The sequence below is a fragment of the Paraburkholderia sp. GW821-FHT02A12 genome, from assembly GCF_059422005.1.
In genome coordinates this window covers 4,440,170-4,464,688 of record NZ_JBWKWA010000001.1, presented here as the reverse complement: position 1 = coordinate 4,464,688, position 24,519 = coordinate 4,440,170, and the positions used below count along the sequence as shown (strand labels likewise).

The 24,519-nt window shown below is 62.3% G+C and carries 19 protein-coding genes, 1 tRNA gene, 3 pseudogenes and 2 riboswitches; of the genes and pseudogenes, 8 read left to right on the top strand and 15 right to left on the bottom strand.

From position 1 onward, the window contains the following. Nucleotides 1-140 precede the first annotated feature (140 nt). From gcvT to AC07WT_RS20655, 3 genes are all read right to left on the bottom strand, one after another. A complete protein-coding gene (gene gcvT / locus AC07WT_RS20665; RefSeq protein WP_494948286.1) occupies nt 141-1,259 on the bottom strand; it encodes a glycine cleavage system aminomethyltransferase GcvT in 1,119 nt (372 codons plus the stop codon). Nucleotides 1,260-1,339: 80 nt separating this feature from the next. Next, nucleotides 1,340-1,497, bottom strand: a riboswitch (glycine riboswitch). 23 nt (nt 1,498-1,520) lie between these two features. After that, nucleotides 1,521-1,621: riboswitch (glycine riboswitch) on the bottom strand. Nucleotides 1,622-1,773: 152 nt separating this feature from the next. Further along, complete coding sequence (locus AC07WT_RS20660) at nt 1,774-2,124, bottom strand: hypothetical protein (RefSeq protein WP_492590813.1); 351 nt, start codon at nt 2,122-2,124, stop codon at nt 1,774-1,776. Between the two features lie 172 nt (nt 2,125-2,296). Then, nucleotides 2,297-3,346, bottom strand: coding sequence for an oxidoreductase (locus AC07WT_RS20655; protein WP_494948285.1), 1,050 nt, complete (start codon nt 3,344-3,346; stop codon nt 2,297-2,299). Between the two features lie 335 nt (nt 3,347-3,681). On the opposite strand from AC07WT_RS20655, the gene AC07WT_RS20650 reads away from it, so the two are divergent. Further along, entirely contained in the window at nt 3,682-5,772 is a 2,091-nt protein-coding gene (locus AC07WT_RS20650) for a UvrD-helicase domain-containing protein (protein WP_492590815.1), read from the top strand. 120 nt (nt 5,773-5,892) lie between these two features. Further along, entirely contained in the window at nt 5,893-6,489 is a 597-nt protein-coding gene (locus AC07WT_RS20645) for a hypothetical protein (RefSeq protein WP_494948284.1), read from the top strand. 83 nt (nt 6,490-6,572) lie between these two features. Here AC07WT_RS20645 and AC07WT_RS20640 read toward each other — a convergent pair whose 3' ends face one another. Further along, entirely contained in the window at nt 6,573-7,478 is a 906-nt protein-coding gene (locus tag AC07WT_RS20640) for a c-type cytochrome (protein ID WP_494948283.1), read from the bottom strand. Between the two features lie 296 nt (nt 7,479-7,774). Here AC07WT_RS20640 and AC07WT_RS20635 point away from each other — a divergent pair. After that, nucleotides 7,775-7,850, top strand: a tRNA-Arg gene (locus AC07WT_RS20635). Nucleotides 7,851-7,918: 68 nt separating this feature from the next. On the opposite strand, the pseudogene AC07WT_RS20630 reads toward AC07WT_RS20635, so the two are convergent. Beyond that, nucleotides 7,919-8,217, bottom strand: a pseudogene (locus tag AC07WT_RS20630) (tyrosine-type recombinase/integrase); the annotation flags it as partial. Between the two features lie 200 nt (nt 8,218-8,417). Between AC07WT_RS20630 and AC07WT_RS20625 the strand changes: the two are divergent. Continuing rightward, the gene (locus AC07WT_RS20625) at nt 8,418-9,335 is read left to right on the top strand and encodes a substrate-binding domain-containing protein (protein ID WP_494948282.1); all 918 of its coding nucleotides are present in this window, start codon (nt 8,418-8,420) and stop codon (nt 9,333-9,335) included. Here AC07WT_RS20625 and AC07WT_RS20620 read toward each other — a convergent pair. Beyond that, nucleotides 9,323-9,616, bottom strand: a complete 294-nt coding sequence (locus AC07WT_RS20620; RefSeq protein ID WP_494948281.1) for a hypothetical protein — start codon at nt 9,614-9,616, stop codon at nt 9,323-9,325. The genes AC07WT_RS20625 and AC07WT_RS20620 overlap by 13 nt on opposite strands. A 246-nt stretch (nt 9,617-9,862) precedes the next feature. Between AC07WT_RS20620 and AC07WT_RS20615 the strand changes: the two are divergent. The 3 genes and pseudogenes from AC07WT_RS20615 to AC07WT_RS20605 all read left to right on the top strand — a co-directional run. After that, nucleotides 9,863-10,213, top strand: a pseudogene (locus tag AC07WT_RS20615) (hybrid sensor histidine kinase/response regulator); the annotation flags it as partial. Nucleotides 10,214-10,297: 84 nt separating this feature from the next. Beyond that, nucleotides 10,298-11,977 carry a PAS domain-containing sensor histidine kinase gene (locus tag AC07WT_RS20610; protein WP_494948453.1) on the top strand — a complete coding sequence of 560 codons (1,680 nt, stop codon included), beginning with the start codon at nt 10,298-10,300 and terminating at the stop codon, nt 11,975-11,977. Then, a pseudogene (locus AC07WT_RS20605) lies at nt 11,962-12,045 on the top strand (DNA-binding response regulator); the annotation flags it as partial. The gene AC07WT_RS20610 and the pseudogene AC07WT_RS20605, both read left to right, overlap by 16 nt. A gap of 121 nt (nt 12,046-12,166) precedes the next feature. Here AC07WT_RS20605 and AC07WT_RS20600 read toward each other — a convergent pair. After that, nucleotides 12,167-13,225, bottom strand: coding sequence for an HAD family hydrolase (locus AC07WT_RS20600; RefSeq protein WP_494948280.1), 1,059 nt, complete (start codon nt 13,223-13,225; stop codon nt 12,167-12,169). A 398-nt stretch (nt 13,226-13,623) separates the two neighbouring features. On the opposite strand from AC07WT_RS20600, the gene AC07WT_RS20595 reads away from it, so the two are divergent. After that, nucleotides 13,624-14,688 (top strand): hypothetical protein, encoded by a 1,065-nt coding sequence (locus AC07WT_RS20595; protein WP_494948279.1) that lies wholly within the window; start codon nt 13,624-13,626, stop codon nt 14,686-14,688. Nucleotides 14,689-14,690: 2 nt separating this feature from the next. Here the strand turns inward: AC07WT_RS20595 and AC07WT_RS20590 are convergent, their stop codons facing one another. The 8 genes from AC07WT_RS20590 to fliD all read right to left on the bottom strand — a co-directional run bounded on the left by AC07WT_RS20590 (nt 14,691) and on the right by fliD (nt 24,474). Then, nucleotides 14,691-15,437, bottom strand: coding sequence for a WbqC family protein (locus AC07WT_RS20590; protein WP_494948278.1), 747 nt, complete (start codon nt 15,435-15,437; stop codon nt 14,691-14,693). Nucleotide 15,438: 1 nt separating this feature from the next. Then, nucleotides 15,439-16,662: a DegT/DnrJ/EryC1/StrS family aminotransferase gene (locus tag AC07WT_RS20585; RefSeq protein WP_494948277.1), complete on the bottom strand. Its 1,224-nt coding sequence runs from the start codon at nt 16,660-16,662 to the stop codon at nt 15,439-15,441. Further along, nucleotides 16,659-17,855 carry an aminotransferase class I/II-fold pyridoxal phosphate-dependent enzyme gene (locus AC07WT_RS20580; protein WP_494948276.1) on the bottom strand — a complete coding sequence of 399 codons (1,197 nt, stop codon included), beginning with the start codon at nt 17,853-17,855 and terminating at the stop codon, nt 16,659-16,661. Before AC07WT_RS20580 ends, AC07WT_RS20585 begins: the two co-directional genes overlap by 4 nt. A 22-nt stretch (nt 17,856-17,877) precedes the next feature. After that, complete coding sequence (locus tag AC07WT_RS20575) at nt 17,878-18,570, bottom strand: class I SAM-dependent methyltransferase (RefSeq protein ID WP_494948275.1); 693 nt, start codon at nt 18,568-18,570, stop codon at nt 17,878-17,880. A 30-nt stretch (nt 18,571-18,600) separates the two neighbouring features. After that, nucleotides 18,601-19,743: a DegT/DnrJ/EryC1/StrS family aminotransferase gene (locus AC07WT_RS20570; RefSeq protein WP_494948274.1), complete on the bottom strand. Its 1,143-nt coding sequence runs from the start codon at nt 19,741-19,743 to the stop codon at nt 18,601-18,603. A 194-nt stretch (nt 19,744-19,937) separates the two neighbouring features. Next, a complete protein-coding gene (locus tag AC07WT_RS20565) occupies nt 19,938-22,319 on the bottom strand; it encodes a tetratricopeptide repeat protein (RefSeq protein WP_494948273.1) in 2,382 nt (793 codons plus the stop codon). Between the two features lie 320 nt (nt 22,320-22,639). Further along, the gene (locus AC07WT_RS20560; RefSeq protein ID WP_494948272.1) at nt 22,640-22,939 is read right to left on the bottom strand and encodes a flagellar protein FliT; all 300 of its coding nucleotides are present in this window, start codon (nt 22,937-22,939) and stop codon (nt 22,640-22,642) included. Between the two features lie 20 nt (nt 22,940-22,959). Then, on the bottom strand, nt 22,960-24,474 hold the full coding sequence (fliD, locus tag AC07WT_RS20555) for a flagellar filament capping protein FliD (protein ID WP_494948271.1): 1,515 nt from the start codon (nt 24,472-24,474) through the stop codon (nt 22,960-22,962). Between the last annotated feature and the right edge of the window lie 45 nt (nt 24,475-24,519).

Here is a 24,519-nt window from a genome sequence, read left to right as displayed (position 1 = left end):
ACCTGTCGCTTCACGCCAGGCCCCGAGGGGGCAATCCCCCAATCCCCCAAGGGGACTTCCTTCGGGGCGGGGGACTTCCTGCGGAGCGGAAAACTTGGGGCGGCCCGGGGTTTTCTTGAGGGAGACGCACGCGCGGCCGCTTAAACCGCAAGCACTTTGCCGTTGCGCACGAACGGCAGTTTTACCACGCCTGCGGGAAGGGCTTTGTCACGAATCTGAACGTGAACGGTGTCGCCCGGCTGCACGCCTTTCGGCACGCGTGCGAAGGCGATCGATTCCTGCATGGTCGGCGAAAAGGTGCCGCTGGTGATTTCGCCGTCGCCGTGCGGCGTGACGACTTTCTGATGCGCACGCAGCACGCCTGCCGCCTTGCCGTTTTCCTTCAGCAGAATCAGGCCGACGAACGCAGCCTTCGAGCCTTCTGCTTCGAGCTTGCCCTTGCCGACGAAGTCGCGCGGCGACGTCAGATCGACGGTCCATGCGAGGCCGGCGTCGAGCGGCGAGACGTTGTCGTCCATATCCTGGCCGTACAGGTTCATGCCGGCTTCGAGGCGCAGCGTGTCGCGCGCGCCGAGGCCCGCCGGACGCACGCCTTGTGCTCGCAGCGCGTTCCACAGCGCGACGACGTGATCTGCCGGGACGATGATTTCGAAGCCGTCTTCACCGGTATAGCCGGTGCGCGCGACGGTCAATTCGCCGAACGGCGTGCCTTCGACGCGCGCGGCGTTGAAGGGCTTCAGAGCTTCGGTGGCGTTGCGTACGGCCGGTACGGTTTGCCAGACTTTTTCGCGCGCATTCGGGCCTTGCACGGCGACGATCGCGTAATCGCGGCGCGGCGTGATGGTCAGGCCGAAGCCGCTTTCGGCGTTGAGCTGGCCGAACCAGGCGATGTCTTTATCGGCGGTGCCGGCGTTGACGACCACGCGGAAGTGATCTTCGCCGAAGTAATAGACGATCAGATCATCGATCACGCCGCCGTTCGGGTTCAGCAGGCAGGAGTAGAGCGCGCGGCCCGGCGTTTGCAGCTTGGCGACGTTGTTCGCCAGTGCGTATTCGAAGAAGGCGCGCACGCGCTCGCCGGTGAAATCGACGACGCACATGTGCGAGACGTCGAACATGCCGGCGTCGGTGCGCACGGCGCGGTGTTCGTCGATCTGCGAGCCGTAGTTGACGGGCATGTCCCAACCGCCGAAATCGACCATGCGGGCGTTGAGCGCACGATGGGTGGCGTTGAGCGGAGTGTGTTTGAGTTCGGTCATGGGGCCTCGGGCATCTCGCGAAACAAAAAAGGCCATGCGGCGCGACGCCTCGCGGCCTGATGCCTGCGAGCGATGCGTTGCATGACCCCTCTGTCCTCGATACCTGAGAGATTGCGCTGCCGGGCGACGTGATTCGAATCGCTACGGTGAAACGCGCGCCCCTTCGGTGGGCAGCCTGCCTAAGTCTGAGTCATATGCACGACGCAGACGGCTACTGCCGCTCTCCAGAGTGCGAAAAACCTTGGCCGTGAGGCGGGTTCTTCGACGCGGTCGGTCCTTTTGCCTGAGAGTTTGCGGGTGTGCCCCTTCGGCGGCGCGGCCTGCTGAAAAATGCGGCCAGCGCGCTCTCCCGACGCGTGCGGCGAATGTACGCGAGGGCCGGGGGCTTGTCAAATAAAGGCCTGCAAGCGGCATGCCGATTGGCGCGGCGGGATCGCGTACCTCAAAAAAAAAGCGCGGGACGTGATGCCCGCGCGATTGCTGCCGTTGTTTCGATGCCCGACTTGGTGCGCGATTATTCGCCGATGGCGTGGGCTGCGTTGTCCAGTTCCTGATTCAGCACGCGTTGTTCGTCGCCGGAGATGCCGCCGCCGTGCTGTGCGGCCATGTCGTGGGCTTCCTGACGGATCACGTCCAGCCGATGATGCAGCGCGGCGCCTTGCGGGGGCGGGTAGTAGCCCTCGTTCACGCGGGCGTCGATACGGCGGCCGAGATTATCGATGCGGCCGTCGACCTGATGGAGACGTTGGTCCGCGATTTGCTGCGGATTGGGGCGCGGCGCGGGCGCGGGTTGGGGGGCCACCACGCAGGCGGCCAGCGAGGTGAGCAATGCGCATGCGGTGAGTGCGCGGATGGAACGATGCATGGATTCTCCCGAGTTTGTTTTGTTGCCTGGAATAGGAACGGTTTCACCTTGCCGGGCGCTGACTGCTCGGGTGGGTTTTTTGTAACGGGATATTCCTTTCCGGATTGTCAGTTTTGGTTTTTTGGGCGGCGGCATTTGTCTGTTTGCCCCCGCGCCGCTGGTTTTTTCTTTCTTATCGAATACGCTCAAATCCCAGCCGAACCCCTTCATCCGAGCTCCGGGCTGCAAGCTCGACAACCGTCATGACATCGACAGCATCCTGCGCGCTGACAGGAAACTTCACGCCGTTCTGAATGGCATCAGCGAGCGCAATATAAAACCCGGCATAGTTCCCGTTGCGAGTGGGAACCTCGCGTTCAACCTCTTGCGAGCCTTCAAGCACACGCAATACGCCCGCCGTATTGCCGGCGCCAAACCCCTCATCCCCCGGCCGCAAGCCGGCCTTCAACTGATCTTCCTGCGTATCGAGCCCGTATTTCACATAGCTGCCGCGCGTGCCGTGAATCGCAAACCTGGGCGCGACCAGCGCCGTCAGCGCGCTTGCATGCAACACGACCTCGAACGCGCCATAGCCCAGCTGGATATGCACATAATCCGGCGCGCTAGCCTGATCGCGATGCGCCCGGACCGTCGCCGAAACCGTCGCCGGCGTGCCGAACAACGCCAGCGCCTGGTCGATCAGATGCGGTCCGAGATCGAACAGCAAACCGCCGCCTCGCGAAGCCTCCTCGCGCCAGCGCTGCCGAATCTCCGGCCGGAACCGGTCGAAATGCGATTCATATTGCGTGATGCGCCCCAACTCGCCGCTGGCGAGCAGATCGCGAACGGTCAGAAAATCGCCATCCCAGCGACGGTTGTGAAAAGGCACGAATAGCCGGCTGCGGACGAGCGCGATGTTGGCGAGCGTGTGCGCGTCGGCGGCGGTGAGCGTGACCGGCTTGTCGACCACCACGTGCTTGCCCGCTTCGAGCGTTCGGCGAGCGAGGTCGAAGTGCGTGTCGTTGGGCGTCGCGATCACGACGCAGTCGATTTCGTCGAGCGCGAGCAGCGCGTCCAGATCGGCGACCACCTTCGCGTGCGGATAGTCGGCCAGTGCGTGCTCGGGTTGGCTGGTCGCGATCGCGGCGACGCTCGCCCGCCCGCAGTGCTCGATCACCGGCGCGTGGAAGGTCGCGCCGGCAAAACCGTAACCCATCAATCCAATCTTCAACGATGCGGACATGCGTGTCTTCCTGCAAAAACGGCGCGCCGCTTTGCCACCGCGGCGACGGCGCGCAACAACGTAATTGTGGCATGTCCCGAAGACGGACTGTCAGCGTCGTCGCGGGTGTCTGTCGGAGCTATCTGTCGTCGCGGCTGTTAAGGCAGCCACGGCGGGCCTCCGTGTGCTTCCGTGTTAACATCGCTCCTCTCGCGCGGATCGCGGCGAGCCGGAACGCCCTTCGCACCACGAGAGGCGCCCGTTCCAGCCGTCCGCTCTGCGCAGCATGCCCCCGGGGCCTTCGGTCTGGCGACCCGCACCCAAGCGCCCTCAACCGCATTACCCATCCACAGACGATGTCCGCAGGCCTGAACCCCGCTCAAAATGAAGCGGTCCGTTATCTCGACGGTCCGTGTCTCGTGCTCGCCGGCGCAGGCAGCGGCAAGACGCGCGTGATCACGCAGAAAATCGCGCACCTGATCGAAGCCAAAGGCTTCGAGCCGCGCCACATCGCCGCCGTCACGTTCACGAACAAGGCCGCGGCGGAAATGCGCGAGCGCGTCGGCAAGCTGCTCGAAGGCAAGACGCTCACCACGCCCGGCAAGGAAGGCCGCAAAGTGCCCGTCAATCAGTTGACGGTCTGCACCTTCCACTCGCTCGGCGTGCAGATCCTGCGTCAGGAAGCCGAACACGTCGGCCTGAAGCCGCAGTTCTCGATCATGGATTCGGACGACTGCTTCGGCATGATTCAGGAACAGGTCGGTTCGACGGACAAGGGCTTCATCCGCAAGATCCAGTCGATCATCTCGCTGTGGAAAAACGGCCTGATCATGCCCGAAGAGGCGATCGCGATCGCCGCGAACGAGGACGAGCACCAGGCCGCGATCGTCTATCGCAACTACGTGGCGACGCTGCACGCGTATCAGGCGGTCGATTTCGACGACCTGATCCGCCTGCCCGCCGAACTCTTCGCGAAGAACGAGCAGGTGCGCGACCGCTGGCAGAACAAGCTGCGCTATCTGCTGATCGACGAATATCAGGACACCAACGCCTGCCAGTACGAGTTGCTGAAGCAGCTGGCCGGCCCGCGCGCGGCGTTCACGGCAGTGGGCGACGACGACCAGGCGATCTACGGCTGGCGCGGCGCGACGCTCGAAAACCTTGCGCAGCTCGGCAAGGATTTCCCGAAGCTGCATCTGGTGAAGCTGGAGCAGAACTACCGTTCGACGGTGCGCATTCTGACCGCCGCCAACAATGTGATCGCGAACAACCCGAAGTTGTTCGAGAAGAAGTTGTGGTCCGAGCACGGCATGGGCGACACGATCACTGTCACGCCGTGCAACGACGAAGAGCACGAAGCGGAATCCGTGGTGTTCCGCCTGTCCGCGCACAAGTTCGAACGGCGCGCGAATTTCCGCGACTACGCGATCCTGTATCGCGGCAATTTCCAGGCGCGCATCTTCGAGCAGGTGCTGCGGCGCGAACGGATTCCGTATGTGCTGTCCGGCGGGCAGTCGTTCTTCGACAAAGCCGAGATCAAGGATATCTGCGCCTATCTGCGCCTGATCGCCAACGCGAACGACGACCCCGCGTTCATCCGCGCGATCACCACGCCGCGCCGCGGCGTCGGCAATACGACGCTCGAGGCGCTCGGCTCGTTCGCCGGCCAGGCCAAGGTGTCGCTGTTCGAGGCGGTGTACATGGGCGGCATCGAGGCGCGGCTCTCGCCGCGTCAGATCGAGCCGATGCGCGTGTTCTGCGATTTCATGCAGCGTCTCACCGACCGCGCCGAGAAGGATGCCGCAGGCACCTTGCTCGACGAACTGATGGACGCGATCCACTATGAAGCCTATCTGTACGATGCGTTCGACGAACGTCAGGCGCAGGCCAAGTGGCAAAATGTGCTGGAGTTCATGGAATGGCTCAAGCGTAAGGGCACCAAGGCTGAGCCCGATCTCGGCAACGGCGGCGAAGCAACCGGCTACGACAATGCCGACGGCCTCGCCGACACCGGCAAGAATCTGCTCGGCCTGATCCAGACGGTCGCGCTGATGTCGATGCTCGAAGGCAAGGAAGAAGATCCGGACGCGGTGCGGCTCTCGACGGTGCACGCATCGAAGGGGCTGGAGTATCCGCACGTGTTTCTGGTGGGCGTGGAGGAAGGCATCATGCCGCACCGCGGCGGCGCCGACGACGAACCGGTCGACGACGCGCGCATCGAGGAAGAGCGCCGCCTGATGTACGTCGCGATCACGCGGGCGCAGCGCAGCCTGCATCTGAACTGGTGCAAGAAGCGTAAGCGGGCGCGCGAAACGGTGGTGTGCGAGCCGTCGCGCTTCATCCCCGAAATGCTGCTCGACGATGCGCCGCCGCCGACGCCCGAGGAAGCGCCGATGTCGCCGAAAGACCGGCTCGCAAGTTTGAAGGCGCTGTTGCAGAAACCCTGAATGTGAACGCGAGCGCGCGTTGGCAAAACCCCGCGCGCGGCAGGTGCATCGGCGGTTTTGAAGGGCGCGGGCGCTACAGTGGCACGGCTCGATAACTGGACGTTACACGGAGACCGTTGCATGACCACGCCGCCCCTCGCGCACTATCGCCGCGCGCTCGAAACCTACATCGACGCGAAGGACAACACGCGTGCCGAACGCATCGCCGAGGCCTTTGCGCCGGACGCGGTGCTGACCATTTCGTTGGCGACGTCGAATATCGCGTTTCCGGCGCGCACCGTCGGAACCGATGCGATCGCGAAAACGCTCGTGAGCGATTTCGGCGCTCAGTATGCGCAGTGCCGGACCTATTACGTGTGCGACTCGCTGACGGTCAATGACCGCACGATCGACGCTTTACCGTGGCTGGTGGTGATGCGCGAACTCGCGACCGGGGCCTTGCGCGTCGGCCATGGCGTGTATCGCTGGAGATTCGATGACGCGGCGAACGTCACGGGTTTTCATATCCACATCGCGCGCATGGATGTCGTGCCCGATGCGGACGGTGCCTTGCTCGCAGCGTTGCAAAAGGGCTTGAGCTATCCGTGGCTCGCGCCGGCCGACCTGCGCGAGCATTTCACGTCGCTCGCGCGAAGTACGCCGGCGCTGGCGTTCGTCGAGGCGTTTAGCCGGCCGGCGATTGTTGTTGCACCAGACGATAACCATACCGGCGCATAAAACGAATCACGCGTAAAAAATCCCTGCTCGTGTAGCCACGGCGCAGGGATTTTTCGTGTTGCCGGACACGCCACAAAGGCGATTTATTTCGCCGCGCTGACCATGTAATCGACAGCGGCTTTCACGTCCGTATCGGAGGCAGTGGAGCCGCCCTTCGGCGGCATCGCGCCCTTGCCGTGCAGCGCGTAGTTGTAGACGGTGTCCATCGGTTCTTTCAGACGCGCCGCCCAAGCGTCCTTGTCGCCGAATTTCGGTGCGTTCAACACGCCTGCCGCGTGACATGCCTGGCAAACCTGCTGATACAGCGCCTTGCCGGCTTGCGATGCGTCCGCGCTTTGCGTGGCGCCTGCTGCTGGCGCGACTGCTTGCGGCACGCTTGCCATCGCCGCCAGGGCAGCTGTGGCTTGGGCGGCCGCTGCGTCCGAGGCGCCGGCCGGCGCCGCGGCGGCTGCGCCCGACGCTGCTGCCGCACCCGAAGCCGCCGCTGCGGGTTGAGCCGGTTCAGGGAAGCTCGCGCCGGAGTTGTTCGCCATGTACGCCACCGCGCGGGCGACTTCGAAGTCGCTGTAGTCGTCAGGGCTGGTGCCGCCGCGCGCGGGCATCGCGCCCTTGCCGGTCAGCGCCGTATGCAGGAGCGTGTCGAAGCCTTGCGTGATGCGCGGCGCCCAGTCGGCGGTATTGGTGAATTTCGGCGCGCCTGCCGTGCCCGACGCGTGACACGCGGAGCAAACGGCCTTGTAGACTTCTTCGCCGGATTTGTAGACGCGTGGCGCGTTGGCGTCACGAATGTCGACCTGCGCCAACGGCTTGATGCGGGCGCTGACCTCGGCTTCGGAGAGACTGTCTGTGCCGGCGCCGGTGCGAGTCGAGTTATCGACGTAGACCGCCAGCAGAACGATGATAACGATCGGTACAGCAAACCCCGCAATGATCGCAGCGACGAGCTGCTTGGGGGTTTTGATCGGGGCTCCGTGTGGTGCTTCGCTCATGCTTGTCTCGTCTCCGTGGGTATGTGAGCGGTACAGCGTGACGGCAACTTCTTGTTCTTGAATCAGCCACGGACGATTATAGACGCAACGTTTCGGCGGCGGCGAGCAGCGCGGCGAGGTGTTCAGCAGGCGTTTACCCGCATCGTCGGGCGCTCCTTGCGTCGCTCGGGCGGCGGTTCTGAAGCGCCAAATATCGCCATGCAGGCCGTCCGGTGGACGGTTCGGACGAAACCGGGTATCCTTGCGGTCTCGCTTTGGCGTCGCTCCCGCTCAGGTTGCCGCGCTTTCGTGTTGAAGCGCCCGTAGCTCAATGGATAGAGTACTGCCCTCCGAAGGCAGGGGTTGCTGGTTCGATCCCAGCCGGGCGCACCAATAGCCGTAAGGCTTTCAGCGGTTTCTCTGCTGCTTCATCGTTTACTCCCAGTACAGTGAAAATACAGTTAGCTCATCGCCAGCTTTGGGCTGTCGGCGGTGGTGTGCGGCTGTACCGAGTGCGCCAGGTGATCGGCCGACAGGTGCGCGTAGCGTTGCACCATTTCCAGCGTTTCCCATCCGCCTAACTCCTTTAACACCTGTAGCGGCGTGCCACGCTGTACGTGCCAGCGCGCCCACGTGTTGCGCAGATCGTGCCAGCGGAAATCACGGATACCGGCCCGCTTAAGCGCTTTTTCCACGCCGCAGTAACGGTCTGGTAGACCGGTCTGCCACGGTACACGAACACGCTTTCGACGTGCTCGGGCTGCAGGGGCGACAGCCGCTTCCGATTGACGCAATATCGCGTGTGGAAAGTTGTGCCAAACTGGCGTGAGGAGGGTGACGTGAGATTATCAAGGCAAAATGGCGGCGGCGTCGCAGGCTCTCGTGTGTGTCCCCAGACTGGCGAGGGCCGCGTCCCGGGCGTCGTCGGAGTCCACGATGCGTAGGGTCCTTGCACGCGTTATGCTGTTTGCCGCCTTGGCCGGAGCGTTGCCGAGCGCGTATGCCGTCAGGCTCGGCGTCGTACTGGGCGGATCGTCGCTTGTTTTCTGGCAGGCGATGACAAAGGGGATCAAACAGGCCGCCGAAGACGAGCATGTCGAACTGGTGATGCGCAACCCTTCAGACGGTGCCTCGCTTGGCACGCAACCCAATATCCAGCTACGGATAATCGACTACGAGGTGCGCAGTGGGGTGGCCGGTATCCTGTTGGCGCCCGAGCCGTTGGAGCATGTGACAACGCCGGTTTCGATCGCGGTTCCCACAGTGCTGGTAGACCGGAGCAGCAGCGATTACAACGCTATATCTACCGTCAGCACCGACAATTTGAGCGCGGGAAAAAAGGCGGCGCTCAGTCTTGTGCCGGTCCTGCGGAGGGGGGCAAAGGTAGCAGTGCTGCGACTCGCACCGAACATCAGTTCCACAACAGAGCGCGAAAACGGATTTCTGAGCGTGGCGCGGGAGGCGGGATGGGATGTGGTTGTCGATACCTATGTAGGATACCGCCCCCGTGAGGCGGAGGGATTGATCGCCAAGGCCTTGAACGCCTATGAGGGGCACCTCGATGCTGTTTTCGCACCGGCTGAGCCGATTGCCTATGCCGCCCTGCGAGTTATTGAAGCCAAGGCCGTCGGCGATCGCCCGCGCCTGGTCGTGTTCGACTGGCGCCCGGAATTCCTGGATGGGCTCAAGCATGGCGTCGTTTATGCCGATGTGGTGCAGGACCCTTACCGCATGGGTTATCTGGCGATTGAAACATTGGTTGGGGCCTTGCAGGGCCATCCGCCCCGCTCGAAAGTATTGGTCGACGTGGTGACGGTGACGCCGAACAACATGAATGATCCGGCTATCCGTGCGGTGTTGGCAAACTACATCCAGTAGACGCTCCAGAGCAGTTTCTCGCACGACCGCTCCGGATCGCCCGGCCTGTTACGCCTCGCCGATTCCAACGGCGCGGTCAGGAACGACGTTGCCGGTAGCAATAACGAACTTGGATTTTCGCCAGCACGTTCGTGATCGACCCGCACGTCCGGCACCGGAACGAGCGGCCGGGAAGGATGGGCGGGTACAGGCAGGAGCGCGCTGCCACCGATTCCGTCTATCGATACCGATGCGGTACCCGCAGCGACCAGCACCACGGCAGACAGCATCTCGTCAGACACTCGCACGGCTCTCATATGCCGCATCTCCTACCCGTGTCATTCGACATCGCATACGCGCTATCTGCTTCCGGATACCGATCACGCCGGTGACCCGTACCTTCCGAATCGAAGTTAAAGTCACGATGACAGTCTCACCTGGAGTTGACCTTGCTAGCTGCCCGTACCGGCTCGTTGCCTAACCCTTTCAGCGCGCCACGAGGGGGAATCGCTGTCGCCCTGCTCGGCCGTGTATTGCTGTTCAGTACGATGGTGACGCTGGTGGTGACCGTCGTTCAGCTCTTGCTAAGTTACCAGGCGGAGGTCTCAGGTTTGCAGAACCGCTTTAACGAAATTGAGGAAGGCTATGCGCGTGGTCTGGGCAACGCGCTGTGGGCTCTCGATAGCAAACGGCTGGAGGATCAGCTCGACGGAATGCTGCATCTGCCCCTGATCCGTTATGCCGAAGTCCGCGAAACGCAGGTCGCGCACCCACTGACGGTTTCCCGAGGTTCTGTACAGGTCGAAAACGTGGTCGTCAGGGAGTTTCCCGTTTATTGCTGTGACAACGACCGGCGCCAGATCGGGATCCTGCATCTTGAGGGGAGTTTGACTGACATCTATCGCGATCTGCTGCGCCAGGCGTTGGTGATCCTCGTGAGCAACGCGGCGAAAACGTTTCTGGTCGCGCTGTTCATCCTGTTTATGGTTCACAGGCTCGCGACGCGCCATCTCGTCGATATTGCTGCGACGCTGCGAGGACTCACACCGGGCATCGCCATGGCGCCATTGCGGTTGCGCCGGACACGGCGGAAACCCGACGAACTGGATCAGTTGGTCGATGCCCTCAACGTAATGTTCGAGGGACTCGATCAGCATGCTGCCGAACTCCGCAGTGCGAACGCGCAGATGGCGGCGATCCTCGACAACATTCCGGACCTCGCCTGGGTAAAAGACACTCACGGCCGATATGTGGCGGTCAACCGGGCGTTGGTGCGCGCCTTAGGCTACGCTGAACCGGCTGACATGGTCGGCAAGACCGACTTCGACTTGCACTCGCTTGAAAACGCAATGGCATACCGCACCGCCGATGTCGAGGTGATGGCCTCGGGGTGCCGCAAACGGATCGAAGAAAACCATGTCGAGGCGGACGGTCGCCGGAGGTGGGTGGAGACGATCAAGACACCTTTCGCCGACGGACATGGACAACTGGCGGGCACCGCCGGCATTGCCCGCGACGTCACCGAACGTAAGAAGGTGGAAGAGGAACTCGCGCGAGCGAATGCGAGCCTACGGTCCGAGGTCGAGGAGCGTAGGCGGATCGAAGCGCGACTGCAGTCGAGCGAGGCGCGCTTTCGCGCCATTGTCGAGACGAGCCCGGTGCCGCTGTGCATTGTCTCGATGCCATACGGCAAAATTTTTTACGCGAATGAGCCGTTGCGCGCGCTGTTCGGACTCGATCCTCGTAACCACGGAATCAGCAACATCGTTGACCTCTATGTGGATGCCACGGAGCGCGACAGGCTGGTAGAGCATTTGCGCCACGAAGGGAGTTTTCGCAACACTGAGGTCCATTTCCGCAGACCGGACGGCACTACGTTCTGGGCCATGGCGATGGCGCGAGTCGCCACGTATGACGATGCACCGGCAATCTACGTCGGCCTGAACGACATCACAGGACGCAAGCTCATCGAGCAGGAGCTATTCGAGTCGCGCGAACAGTTGCGCGAGGTGTCCGCCTACATGGAGGCGATTCGGGAAGACGAAAGAAAGCGCATCGCCATGGAAATTCATGATGAGCTGGGCCAGTTACTGACTGCGCTGAAGATGGATGTATCGTTGCTCAAGATGCGGCTTTCCGGCGATCCGGACGCTTTGAAAAAGACCGACGACATGCGTGAGCTCGTTGAAAAGACGATCTGGATGGTGCGCAATGTGGCGAACCATCTGCGGCCCGCAGCGCTGAACTTCGGGATCGTGTCGGCGCTCGAGTGGCTAGTCGAAGACTTCGGTCGACGCAACGGCATTCCCTGTCAGTTGCGGATTAATGGTGATGAACCCGTTTTGCCGGATGCGCACGCGACGGCCGTATTCCGTATCGTGCAGGCGTCGCTGACGAATGTCGCGCGTCACGCCAGGGCGTCGCGGGCAGACGTGACGTTGACGGGCGGCCACACGGCGCTTGACCTCCACGTCAGCGACGACGGTTGCGGCTTTGACGCGGCCGCTGCGGCGAAGGGATACTCCTATGGATTGCTCGGGATGAGGGAGCGCGCCCGGCTGATCGGGGCAACGCTGCAGATCGAAAGCGCGCCCGACACGGGCACGGTGATTTCGATTCACGTCCCGCTTTGCAACGAACCACAAAGATGCTCAGGATTCTGATTGCAGACGACCACGCGATCGTGCGGGACGGCCTGAAGCAGACCGTCGCGACGACAACGGATGTCGTCAGGCCTCCGGTGCAAGAGTCGCCGCCATTTCCGCACGCCTCATGGCAAGCATGAAGTCGAAAATGGCATCGCTTTCGGCCGATGCGCCGATGAAGCTTGATCTGGTGAACCGTGAACTCGTCTAGTTCACCGGCGCAGCCGCCGCCGTTGCAGCATCCGGTTTGAACACCGCACGCCAGTCGTCCTTCATATCGATCACGAGCCAGCCTTTCGCATTGGCTTCGTCCAGACCCTTGTCGAGCTTGCCGCTTTTCGACGCGCGGTCGTACGCATATTCCCGTTCCCCGTCCGTGTGATGCAGCAGCGCGGCCAGGCGTGGGCCGTCGCCCGCCGCGGTCCATTCGAGCATCGGCACGTCGCCGTCCGCGTTGCCGAACGCGATCACCGGACGCCGTCCGATCACGCGGTCGATAGCGAGCGGCTTGGCCGCGCCGTCGACCAGGTTGTCGACCTGCGCGAGGCGAGTCAGCGACGCCGCGCCGTTGGTCTGGCTGTACTTGTACTTGACGGTGCTGCCGATCACCTGCTCGGGCGGAATGTCATACGCACGCTTCGCCATGTCGCGGGCGAACTCGACGTCGTCGCTGGTGACCAGATAGGTCTTGAAGCCGTTGGCGCGCAGATAGCCGAGCAACTCGAGCATCGGCTGATACGCAAGGCCGGTGTACGGGCGGTTAAAGCGCGGATCGCTCGCGGTGTCGAACCATTCGTGCACGAGCGCGGCGAATTGATCGCTGGTCATGCCGGCGTGCGCGGCTGCCAGCAATTTCATCGAGCCCGTGTCGCCGCTCGCCGCGATGCTTTTCAGATTGCCTTTCAGAATCGAGCGGAACGGCTCCTGCCGTTTCCACTCCGGATGCCGCCCGGCGACGGTCTTCACGCGTTGCAGCGCGAACACCATTTGTATCGACGCGGGCTGCTCGGGCCACAACGTGCCGTCGTTATCGAATACGGCGATCCGGTCGGTGCGCGCGATGAAGTCTTTCGATTCGGGCGTCGTTACCAGCGTGACGAAATCGACGATCGAGCGCCTGGTTGCGGTGTCGTTCCATGAAGCGAGCGCGGCGGCCGTCGTCGCATTTGCCGACGATTCGCCCGCGTCCTGGCGCGGCAGACTGGTGCAAGCTGAAAGAACCACAATGGTCAAAGCAACGCAGTACCGGTGCATCGTGCGAATCATGAAAGCCTCATCAATAGCGGTAGATCGGACTGAAAACGAGCGCCAGTCTAATCGGGTAGAGCCGTTGTTTGCAGCCCCTTGATTTATTTTTTTCGACGGCGTGTTTGAAGTCTACCTGCGGCAATTGCATGCAGATCGTCTGATGCTTTTATTGAGCTATATAAATTTCTTCAGAACGTGAGCAGAAAAATGCCAATTGAATTTCTGTAAAGAAGACAGCCAGCTTGTGATCAGTCGTGGCTTTCGATCGTGTTGCAAATTTATCTCTGTAACGGCAGGGGCATGAGCTGGGGAACGCCCGGGCGAGCGGGCAGTTTCCGGGGCTGCGGCACTTCGGCGGCGGGGGCGGGCGGTTCAGGCGGTGAGTGCGCCGATTCATGCCGTTACGGCTGATTGGCATGCCCCGCGCCGTGCGCACCGGCGGTCTTAAGATCAGGCATACTTTGCCGGGTGACGATTTCGAAGTGGACGGCGGGATGTTGAATCGAGAGGCAATTGGCGGATATCTCGAGCTTGAACTGCCGCGCGGCGGCGGAGAGCTTTATCCGGGCGCATTGCGTTTCCAGTCGGGCCGCGCTGCGTTTCTGGCGCTTTTGGAAACAGGCCGGCCACGACGCATCTGGATGCCGTGGTACACCTGCGAAACGATGCTTGAGCCGCCTTCCATGGCGGGCATTCCGATCGAGCGCTACCGGCTCGACGACAATCTGGAAATCGTTGACGACGACATCGCGCTCGCCGCCGACGATTGGCTCCTCGCCGTCAATTATTTTGGTGTGTGTGACGCGCAGGTGAGCCGGTTGCTCGAGCGTTTTCCGCGCCGGCAGATCGTGATCGACAATTCGCAGGCGCTGTTCGCGCCGCCATCCGATTGCCTCGCGACCATTTACTCGCCGCGCAAGTTCTTCGGCATACCTGATGGCGGCTACCTGATGACCGAACTGCCGGTCGCAACGCCGGCTGAACAGGACGACGGGTCGATCGAACGATGCGCGCCGCTGCTGGTTCGGATCGACCAAGGTCCTGAAGCGGGCTACGAGGGAATCCGTGCGGCGCGAGCGACGCTGCGCGAGCAACGGCCCAAACGAATGTCCGCGCTGACTCAGCACCTGCTCGCGCACATCGACTATCCGGCGGCAATCGAACAGCGCAATCGCAATTACGCGCGGTATCACGAGCGGCTCGCCAGCGAGAACGCATTTCCCTTGCCCGCCACGTCGCCTCATGCGCCGTTGTGCTATCCGTTCTGGAACCACCGGGCCGATTTGCAGGCGCCGCTGAGCGTGCGCCGCGTCTACGCGCCGAAGTACTGGCCCCATGTGCGCGGCGCCACCGGTACATCGGATGACCTCGAATATCGTCTGTCGACCGAGTGTCTCGCGCTGCCCTGTGATCAACGCTACGGCGACGAGGAAATCGACTTCGTCGTGTCCGCGTTGCGCGATGCGATCGCCGGCCGTTGACGCTACAGTGTCGAACCCGACGGCAGTTGTGCCGGCGACTGTAGCGTCGATCCCGAGCGCAAAGCCTGCACAGTCCGCTCCGGTGCGTTCCACATCAATACGTCGAGAATCGACAAGCCGGGTTCGAACCGGTAAGGGCCGGTGTCATAGCTGAAGCCGTCGAATGACAGAAATGCAAGTTCGATATTGCGCGCAGCAAAATCCGCCGGGTCGAACAGGTCGCGGCCGCCGACCGGATTCACATAGCTGCTCGCGCCCAGTTGCGAACAGATGGTGGGCGCCCAACCGCCCGGTGGCAGTTTGTCCGGCAGATCGAGTTCGAGTTCGGAGCAGATTCGATAGTTGAAGGCGAGGCCCAGGTAGCGACATACGGCTTGCAAGCCGCGCACGTTCAGCTGCACGAGCGATGCGTCGGCACTGTCGGCCATGGCGTCTTGCACCAGGGCTTCAACAGCACGGTAATACGGCGCTTTATTCCTGTAGTGGCTCAGCTTGCCGAGCACGCTACGGCGAGTGTCGGCGCAATTCAATACCTGGGCTTCGCACGTCTTGATAGAAATGGAGGAGTTGGCGAGCGGCACGCTCAGGTAGTTCCAACCCTCTTTGGGGTGCAGAATCCGATTGCGGTTCATCCACGTCTTCGGCGTGTATTGCGTGACGTCGAACACCACCCACGCATCCGTGTGGGCGATCAGCGCAAAGTGGCCGAGGTACGGAAAAAAATACGGCTGCATGATTCCCAGCTTCACGTCACACTCCAAGCTTCCCGGCGATTTGCGAGGCGTGCCGTTGTGCAGCGCAGATCACCGCTGCGATGCGCTCGATGAGCGCGGTGTCTACCTGCGCACCGATGGGCAATTGCAGAATGGATTCGCACCAGTACGCGGTGTTCGGCAAGTCGGCACGGCGGCATTGCAAGCCAAATCCGCGGGCGCCTTCGGCCGCGATGTTTTCAGCATCGAGTACGGCGAGCAGCGCATCGCGCGAGAGGCCGAAGCCGCGCGCATCGATCTGGCAGACGACATTCTGATAATTGCTGACGCTCACACCCTGCGGCGCGCACAGACGCAGCCCTGGCACGTCGTCCAGCAGGTTCGAATAGGTGTCGTACAGACGCCGGTTGCGTTCGACGAGCGCCGGAAAGTCGTCCAGATTCATGAGCGCAATGGCTGCCTGCGCCTCCGACAGCCGGCCATTGCCTGTCTTGCCCACGGGAACCGGGCGGCCCATCCCGTAGTTGCTGCGGATGTTGCGCACGTGCGCGGCCAGATCGTCGTCGTTGGTGCAGATGACGGCACCTTCGGTCGCGCTGAGAATGTTGGCGCTATGAAACGAAATGACTTCGAGACGGCCGAAACCGCCGATTGGCCGGTTGCGTGCTTCGTGGCCCGCTTCACGGCTTACTTCGAGGCTTACTTCGCTGCTGACTTCGCAGCCGAACGCATGGGCGGAGTCGAAATACAGCGCGACCTGACGTTGCGCCGCCAATCGTGACAGCCCATCGAGATCCGCCGCGCCGCCCCAGAGATTGACACCCAGAATGCCGCTTACGCCATCGCGCAGGTGTGGCTCAACGGCTTCGGCCGTCAGGTGCCCGGTTACGGGGGACACGTCGCAAAACTCGACCTCGGCATCAGCCCAGGCGAGCGATTGAGCGGTACCGACAAAGCTGAAACCCGGCACGAGCACTTTGCCTTTCAGCCCCAACGCCTGCGCCGACAACGCGAGCGCGATACTCGCGGTCGTGACGCACATCGCGTGCCTGACTTGCAGCTTTTCCGCGAGACGCGCTTCGAGCGCCTGCGCGAGCGGGCCATGATTGGTGTAGTACTGGCGCGCGAAGATATCGCGAAAACGCGCTTCGTAGCGCTCCCAGCTCGGAAAGTTGTGCTGGCCGAGCGGCAGGCGGCGCGCTGATAGGGGGGGCGCGCCAAAGATCGCGAGGTCGGCGGAGTTCAGTGTGCGCGTGTTCATGACGAGAACCGTTGGTTGATTTCGGCGGCGTGCGCGTGGATGAAGCCGAGCAGCGCGATGATCGTCTCGATGTCGGATTCGTCGACGAAGTGGCCGCACGGCAGCATCAGGAAGCGTTCGGCCAACACCTCGGTGGCGCTCAGATCGCCGGCGACGGTCGGATAGTCGACGCGTTTCTGGTGCAGCGCCGGCGAATAATACGGGCGCGATAGCATATGCTCGGCATGCAGAATCGACAGCACATGCGCACGCTTCACCGGCCAGCCGTCGAGCAATTCGACGACGATATTCTTGTAGCCGCAGCGTTCAGTTTCGTCGAACGTCAAGAGGCGCATGTCGGGCACGGTCGGGACCAGACGCTGGTAGGCGCGGTAACGGTCGCGATTGCGCAGCACCTGGTCTTCGACGTCGGCGATCGCGGCGAGCGCCATCGCCGCGTGCATCTCGTTCTGCTTCGCGTCGATACCGATCGGGTCCAGCGTGCCGTCGTCGCGCAGACCGAAGTTGCGCATGTCACGCAGGCGAGCGGCAAGCGCGGCGTCGTGGGTGGTGACGTAGCCGCCTTCAAATGCATTGAACAGCTTGCTCGATTGCATCGAGAAACATTCGGCTTTGCCGGCCGATCCGACCTTGCGCCCACGATACGTTTCATAGACCGATTCGACTGCGTCGAACAACAGCGGAATGCCGGTCTGCGCAGACAGCGCTTCGAGCCCTTCCACGTCGCAGCAATTGACGATCGGATGCACGCCGAGGATCAGCGCGGTGTTTTCGTTGATGCACGGTGCGGCGGTTTCGGCGGTGATCGCCAACGTGAGCGGATCGACTTCGCAGAAATGCGGCACGAGACCGGCCCAGGCGACGATGTCGGCCAGCCGCCGGTACGTCAGCGAAGGCATCACGACTTCGGTCTTGCCTGGTAGCGCGAGGCATTTCATCGCAAGCACCAGACCCCAGAAGCCGCCCGCGAACGACACGCAATGCTCGACGTGGTGAAATTCGGCCAGCCGTTTTTCGAGTTGCTGTTCGACTGGACCGTAATCGGTGTACTGGCGCGCGTCGAAGAATGTCCTGGAATACGACAGGAACTGTTCGACATCCGGCTGAACCAGATTCGAGATCGACCGTATCGTGTCGAACAACGGTGCGCCGCCGAATACGGTGAGATCGGTGGGCTGAGTTTTGCTAAACATGAATTCTTCGCTCCCGAATCGATTAACGTGCGCGTTCGAGCACGGCGTTGTAGCGGTAGTGCGCCTGATAGAAATTGTCGGGCATGCGTTCGATGCGGGTGCGCCAACCGGCTTGCGCAGCCAGCGCCTCGAGTTGTCCCGGCGAGCGCCACAGGCCGATCTGCGAAGCGGGGTCGTCGAGTTCGGCGCTGAAATCCTTGCCTTCCGGAAAGAAGCGGTGCGCGCGCTCACGGTCGGGCAGATTGCCGAGAAAGAGGGTTGCGATTCCGGTGAAGCGCGTGGCGAGTTCGCTCAACACGGCGCCCGCCTGCGAATCGCTCAGATAGGACAGCATCGCGTAGCACAGCGCCTTGCTGAAACGCTCCGCATGGGTTTCGCTGCGCAAGAAGTGAATCGCGTCGTCGGCGACAAAGCGGCGGCCAGGCGCCTCGAAATTGCGCTGCGCCACCGAGATCAGATAATCGGAAAAATCCACGCCGACGAATTCGACGCAGCCGTCGAACAGATAGCGGGACAGCGCGCCGTTGCCACAACCCAGTTCCAGCAGCCGGTCACCGCCGCTTAGCAGCAGGCCGTCGCGCATCGAGTCGACGATCATCTGGATTTGCTCGTCCGGCACGGGTTTGCCGTATATCGTGCGCCGGACCTGGCCCCAGAGGTCGTCCGGGGGCAGCGTCTTCGGATACTCTTTGTAATCGGATTTAGGATATTCCATGCGATCGTTCATCGTTGAGCCCACGTCGGATCAACTGGCGCAGCGGTTGCGCCAGGCGCACGACAGGACGATCTCGATGATCTGCTGCTGGGCGCTTTCTTCGAGGTCAGGGAAAATCGGCAGACACAGTACTTGTCGTGACAGCGCGCTTGCGACCGGCAGATTGTGTTCGCCGGAAGACGGCAAGCCGCGATACATCGGAAATTCACTGATCAGCGGATAGAAATAGCGGCGCGCCGCGATCTGTTGCGCGCGTAGTTCCGCATACAGATCGTCGCGGCTCACCGGAAACTCCGGCGTGACGAGAAGCGGAAAGTACGCGTAGTTGCGCGTGCAGTGCTCCGGCACCTCGTGCAATGCGAGGCCGCGCACGTTGCGGAAGGCCTTGCGGTAGCGCTCGTCGATGCGGGCCCGCTCGGTGTTCACGTGATCCATGTACTTCAACTGCAGCAGTCCGAATGCCGCCTGCACTTCGTTCATCTTGCCGTTGATGCCGGGCGCGACGACGGTGGTTTCATCGACGAAACCGAAGTTCTTCAGGTTGTCGATGCGGCGCTTGGTCTTGGCGTCGCGGCAGATGATCGCGCCACCTTCGAAGGTATTGAAGACCTTGGTGCCGTGAAAACTCAGCACCGACATGTCGCCGTATTCGAGAATCGATCGGTCGCGAATGCGCACGCCGAACGCGTGGGCGGCGTCGTAGATCACCCGCAGTCCGTAGGTGTCGGCAATCGTCTCGATGCGGTCGACGTCGCACGGATTGGCGTAGACGTGCACCGGCAGGATCGCGGTGGTTTGCGGCGTGATCGCCGCTTCGATCTTCTCCGGGTCGAGATTCATGCTGACCCGATCGATGTCGGCAAACACCGGCTTGATGCCGTTCCAGTGCAGCGCATGTGTGGTGGCGACGAAGCTGAACGGCGTCGTAATGACTTCGCCGGTGATCTTCATGGCCTGCAGCGCCGTGATCAGCGCCAAGGTGCCGTTCGCGAATAGCGACAGATGCTCCACACCGAGATAATCACAGAGCTGCTCTTCGAGCTGTCGATGGAATATGCCGTTGTTGGTCACCCACTTGCGTCTCCAGATTTCCTCGAGGTACGGGCGAAATTCGTCCAGCGGCGGCAGGAACGGCTGCGTGACTGGGGTGAAGGTTGGCTTGGAGTCGATCATTGGGAGAGCCTGCAATCGATCAGGTCGAATGAACTGCCATTAACGTGCTGCGCCGGCTCGCTTTCGGCGGCAGTGACGGTGACGCGCTTGTACCAAGTGTGTCACTGGATACGGAGCCCTGATCTGTCAAACAAGCGGGCGAATGCGTGCCAATTCCACTGAAAGCGTGCGTGACCGTGAACGCGCCGCATGCGTCATCGAGCGCCTTCTGTTTCGCAGGTTTGAACGGCATCGCGGCCAACCTCAAAGGACGCCGCAGGTTGCCCGGCGCACCACTGCTCCCACATGATGCGCAGCGCACGACTCGCGGCTGCCGCAATGATCTCGGGGCGGAACATCGGCGATTGCCTGCAGCGCTCGCGCATCCCGGCACGGAGTTCGGCGAGCGCGGGCAGGTTGCGAGCCCAGGACAAACCTTTCTCGACGAAATCCGCTTCGCTTTGTGCGATGAACCCGTCGATTCCAACGTGGGTGAGCGCTGAGGCGCCGGCTCGGCTCGGCATTTTGTCGCCGGGCAGCGTAAGCGTCGGTACACCCATCCACAACGCGTGGCGGGTGGTGGTCCCCCCGGCATAAGGGAAGGTGTCGAGACAGATGTCCACATGATGATGCTGCTGCATATACACGGAGACGCCGGCTCGCGGACGGAGGTCGAGTCGCTCCCGGCCAATGCCCTCCGCGGCAAACCAGTCGATCACCGTTTGGGCGCTTTCGTCGTCGTCGGGCATCGCCCCGACCAGCATCCGCGCATCAGGCAAGGCTCGCAGCAGCTCTGACCACAGCCCGATAACGCCGGGGTCGATCTTGTTCAGCCGGTTAAAACTGCCGAAGGTCACATATCCGTTATGGAGGGCGGGCAGCGAGTTGACCGGCGGCGCCGCATGGGTCGGCAAAAACGGAGCCGAAGCGGGCAAACGGACGATTTTTTCGACGAACTGGCTGTCGAATTCGGGCGGCAGTATGCACCGGTCTGTCATGTAATAGTCGACAGCGCTCAATCCCGTCGTACCCGGGTAGCCGATCCAGCTCGCCTGCACCGGTGCGGGCTTGCGGGCAAACGTCAGGAGGCGGTTGCGTGCGGTGTGTCCCGACAGGTCGATCAGAATATCGATGCCATCCGCACGAATTTTTTCCGCCAGCGCATCGTCGCTCATCCCCCATACGGTATGCCAATGCGGCACATATCCGCGTAGCCGTTGCGTGACGAGATCTTCCGTCGTGAAGTTGTAATACACATGGAGCGACAGATTTTCATCGTGGGCGAGATGGGCCAGCACGGGTTCGAAAAGCGTCGCCACCGCGTGATGGAACAAGTCGGCGGAGACAAAACCGACCTGCAAACGCCGTTGCGGATCGCGCGAGTTGCTGTGTCGAGGCCAGCGCGGGCGCAGCGGCGCTTCGCACTGCTGCCCGAAGCGGCAATGCTGTGCAAACAGCGTTTGCCCGTCGATCTCGGGGTTGTGGGTGAGGCAAAACAACATGTTGTGATGCGCGAACGCATTGTCCGGCTGGATTTCCAGCGCGCGCCGATAACAGGCCTCCGCATCCAGCGTCCGTCCCCGTTCGAGATACACGACCCCCAAGGTGTTGTGCATCTCGCCGATGTTCGGCATCAGCTCCACAGCACGGCGGCAACTGGCTTCGGCTTCCGCGAGGCGGGCGCTGACGAGCAGGGTCATGCCGAGCACGCGATGCGCTTCAGCGTAGTTCGGATTGGTTTCGAGCACTCGCTTGCATTTTGCTTCGGCTTCCTGAAGTAACCCTTTCATTCTCAGGATGTCGGCGAGCATTGCTCCGACGATGATGTCGTCGGGGCCAAGTTCCACCGCTCTTCGCAGCGGCTCGACGGCGTCGTCATAGCGCCCCTGCGAGTGCATTGCGATACCCAACGACCGCCAACCCATCGGATGGTCAGGGAAACGTTTCGTGAGCGATTGCGCGATGGGGACCGCCTCAGCAACTCGTCCGCTGTTATACAGGTCCACCAGCTCTTTCATCTGCTTTGGACTGGGGGCGCCATGTCCCGCCCTGATGGCGGCTTTCTGTTTTGCCGATCGTTTCGACGAACCCGATTCCGCTTCAGCCTGGAGCCCGCGATGGGCGTTTTTCGTTTGCGCGTGGGCCGTGACAGAAGCGGAAGCCGGCGAAGCTGGCGCTTCTGCCGCAGTCTGCGCCATGAGGTAGATCAGCGCATCCACTGCCGGTCCCTTCAATCCGCGCTGTTGGGCCATCTCCAGCATCAACCATGCGGCACTTGTTTGTCCTGCTCGCCGCAACGCGTCGATATAGCTTGCCCAGTATTGCCCTTGATCCGGATTCACGCCCACGGCCGCTTCCAGATGCGGTATCGCGGCCTCGAATTGCCCCCGTTGCATCCAGAGCAACCCGAGGTTGTAGTTGGCGTCGCCATGGTGCGGGCGAGCCTCGAGAATGGTTCGATAGAGCGTTTCCGCACTCTCGAGCGCGCCATATTGATGCTCCGCGATCGCGGCCTGCATGACCGTCTGCAGGTCGTGCTCGAACTGGAGCTCATCGGGCGAAGCGGTGTCTACGGGCATTACTGTCGGAGGCGTCATGGGCGTCGAATCAGGATTGGCGATCTGAGCCGAATTATGCGGGGCGTCAAGCGCGCCTGAACCGGCGAGATAAGCCGTAAAGCCATGCCAGTTTGCAAGATCGGCGCGCCGCAGGGCGCCGCGGCTTAGCGCGGGCGAGCACGCCAGCCAGTCTTTGCGGCAGGCCGCGGAAGGTGTATCGGCCGTAGCGGGGGCCGGTTCGGTGCACCAAAAAAAAAGCCCGCGCGAGGCGGGCCTGAGGTGAACGAGTGCGCCCTGACTTCAGCGCGTTGTTCTGGTTATTCGTTCTGACAGGGGCATCGTGCAGGCCCCTGCCGGATTCAGAATTGCGCGACCTGCTGATACTGCCCGGCCGCGTCCGCGCGTGTCATCGCCGCGCGGTACTCGGCTTGCAGTTCGACCTGGGTTGTTTGCGCATCGGCGAGAACGGCAGCGTCGATCGCCTGAATCAGGCGGATCATTTCGAGCGCGGCCGGATCCTGATCCGCGCTCAACAATGCGAGCAGCGGCGAGCGCTCCTCGGTCAGGCGCGCGGCCTCGGGCCAGTCGGCCAGCGCCGCCGCGTCTTCGATGGCGTGCGTGAGCGACAGCAGGCGTTCAATCAGTGTGGTCTGGTTCACGTCTGGTCATTCCTCGTCGATCAGGCCTTGTTGGCGGACAGCGAGCCCTGGCTGTTCGTGCCGCCGAACAACTGCGTCAGATACTGGGAGTTGTTGTTCATCGTCGCCATCAGCGTGTTCAAGGCGGTGAACTGAGCCTGATACTGGTTCGTCAACTGCGTGGTGTAGTTGGTCAGCGTGGTCTGCTGGGTGGCGATGCTCTTCAGGTCGTCGTTGAGCGCAGTCGTGCGCGTATCGATGACACCGCCCGTCTGGACGAACGACGTGATGCTGTTGTTCAGCTGCGCCGCGATGCCATTCGTGGAATTGAACAGTGAGGCGACCGTCGAGGCATTGTTCTGCAGGGCGCTGTTCAGCGTGGTCGAGTCCGTTTGCAGCGTGCCGTCCGCTTGCAGCGTGATGCCGATCGAGGCGAGGTTGGTGCTCGACGTTCCGGTGCCGACGCCGCCGCTGACGATCGTGCTGAGGGTGTTTCTGATCGTGTTCAACGTTGGGTCGCCCAGCAGCGGCCCTTGCGCGCTCGACGACTGCGTGCTGTCAAACGAAGTCAGCGTGCCCATCGTCGTCACGAGCGTGTTGTAGAGGCTGACGAAGTTCGTGATCGCGGTCGCTTGCGAGCTGGTGTCCTGCGCCACGGTCACCGTCTGCGAGGCGCCGACTGCCGCGGACGACAGGTTGAGCGTCACGCCGGCGATCGCGCTCGTGACCGTATTGCTCGCGCTGGTCGCGGCGACGCTGCCGATCGTGAACGCCGCATCCTGGGCGGCCGTGCTTTGCGTCCAGGCGATGCTGCCGGAGGACGTGATGGTCGAGGCGGCGCTGCCCGTGCCGGCGGTCGACGTCACGCCGAGGCTGGACAGTCCGTTGTCGTTGCTCAGGTTGCTGACCGCCACGCTGATTGTGTTCGCGGCGCCCGTCGTCGCCGAGTTCAATACAAGGTGCGCGCCGCCGGTGCCGGTGACGATCGTGGCAGTCACGCCCGGGTTGCCGCTCGCGGAATTGATCGCTGCGGCGATGCCGCTCAGCGTGTTGTTGGTCGAGTTGACAGCGACGCTCATCGACTTGCCGCCGACCGACACCGTCAGCGTGCCGGTGCCGAGCGTCTGCGTTGCGCTAAACGCGCCGGACGTCAGCGATTGCGCCGTCGCGATTTGTGTCACGTTGACCGAATAGCTGCCCGCCACCGCGCCCGTGCCGGCCGTTGCGGTGATTCCGGTGCCGCTTGCCGTCGCACTGAACTTGGAGAGCGTCGTGCCGTCCGACAACGACGTCAGACCGGCTTGCAACGCGGTCAGCGCCGCTTTCAGCGTGCCGATTGCCGACAGTTGCGTGTTGTCCGAGGCTTTCTGCGTGGTGAGGGCCGCAGACTGGCCGGCCGTCTTCGCATTGACGAGCGCCGTCACGAGCGACGACACATCCATCGTCGAATTACCGGTCGAGCCGCTGATGATGGACTGTGCGGCTTGCTGAAGCGCGGTGTTAGCGCTCGCGGTCGTACTCGCGGTAGACGAGGTGGCGGTCGAGATCGTTGACATGCGGTTGCTCCGTGCGTCGGTGAATCTGTTGGGCTTGCGTCGTTT

Bases quoted from the DNA above. Each gene is read 5' to 3' on its own strand.
- AC07WT_RS20650 (WP_492590815.1), top strand. From the start codon at position 3,682: ATGTCCGCAGGCCTGAACCCCGCTCAAAATGAAGCGGTCCGTTATCTC.
- fliD (WP_494948271.1), bottom strand. From the start codon at position 24,474: ATGTCAACGATCTCGACCGCCACCTCGTCTACCGCGAGTACGACCGCG.
- AC07WT_RS20600 (WP_494948280.1), bottom strand. From the start codon at position 13,225: ATGATTCGCACGATGCACCGGTACTGCGTTGCTTTGACCATTGTGGTT.
- AC07WT_RS20575 (WP_494948275.1), bottom strand. From the start codon at position 18,570: ATGGAATATCCTAAATCCGATTACAAAGAGTATCCGAAGACGCTGCCC.
- gcvT (WP_494948286.1), bottom strand. From the start codon at position 1,259: ATGACCGAACTCAAACACACTCCGCTCAACGCCACCCATCGTGCGCTC.
- AC07WT_RS20625 (WP_494948282.1), top strand. From the start codon at position 8,418: ATGCTGTTTGCCGCCTTGGCCGGAGCGTTGCCGAGCGCGTATGCCGTC.
- AC07WT_RS20595 (WP_494948279.1), top strand. From the start codon at position 13,624: ATGCCCCGCGCCGTGCGCACCGGCGGTCTTAAGATCAGGCATACTTTG.
- AC07WT_RS20570 (WP_494948274.1), bottom strand. From the start codon at position 19,743: ATGATCGACTCCAAGCCAACCTTCACCCCAGTCACGCAGCCGTTCCTG.
- AC07WT_RS20585 (WP_494948277.1), bottom strand. From the start codon at position 16,662: ATGAACACGCGCACACTGAACTCCGCCGACCTCGCGATCTTTGGCGCG.
- AC07WT_RS20660 (WP_492590813.1), bottom strand. From the start codon at position 2,124: ATGCATCGTTCCATCCGCGCACTCACCGCATGCGCATTGCTCACCTCG.
- AC07WT_RS20645 (WP_494948284.1), top strand. From the start codon at position 5,893: ATGACCACGCCGCCCCTCGCGCACTATCGCCGCGCGCTCGAAACCTAC.
- AC07WT_RS20565 (WP_494948273.1), bottom strand. From the start codon at position 22,319: ATGACGCCTCCGACAGTAATGCCCGTAGACACCGCTTCGCCCGATGAG.
- AC07WT_RS20655 (WP_494948285.1), bottom strand. From the start codon at position 3,346: ATGTCCGCATCGTTGAAGATTGGATTGATGGGTTACGGTTTTGCCGGC.
- AC07WT_RS20610 (WP_494948453.1), top strand. From the start codon at position 10,298: ATGGTTCACAGGCTCGCGACGCGCCATCTCGTCGATATTGCTGCGACG.
- AC07WT_RS20580 (WP_494948276.1), bottom strand. From the start codon at position 17,855: ATGTTTAGCAAAACTCAGCCCACCGATCTCACCGTATTCGGCGGCGCA.
- AC07WT_RS20640 (WP_494948283.1), bottom strand. From the start codon at position 7,478: ATGAGCGAAGCACCACACGGAGCCCCGATCAAAACCCCCAAGCAGCTC.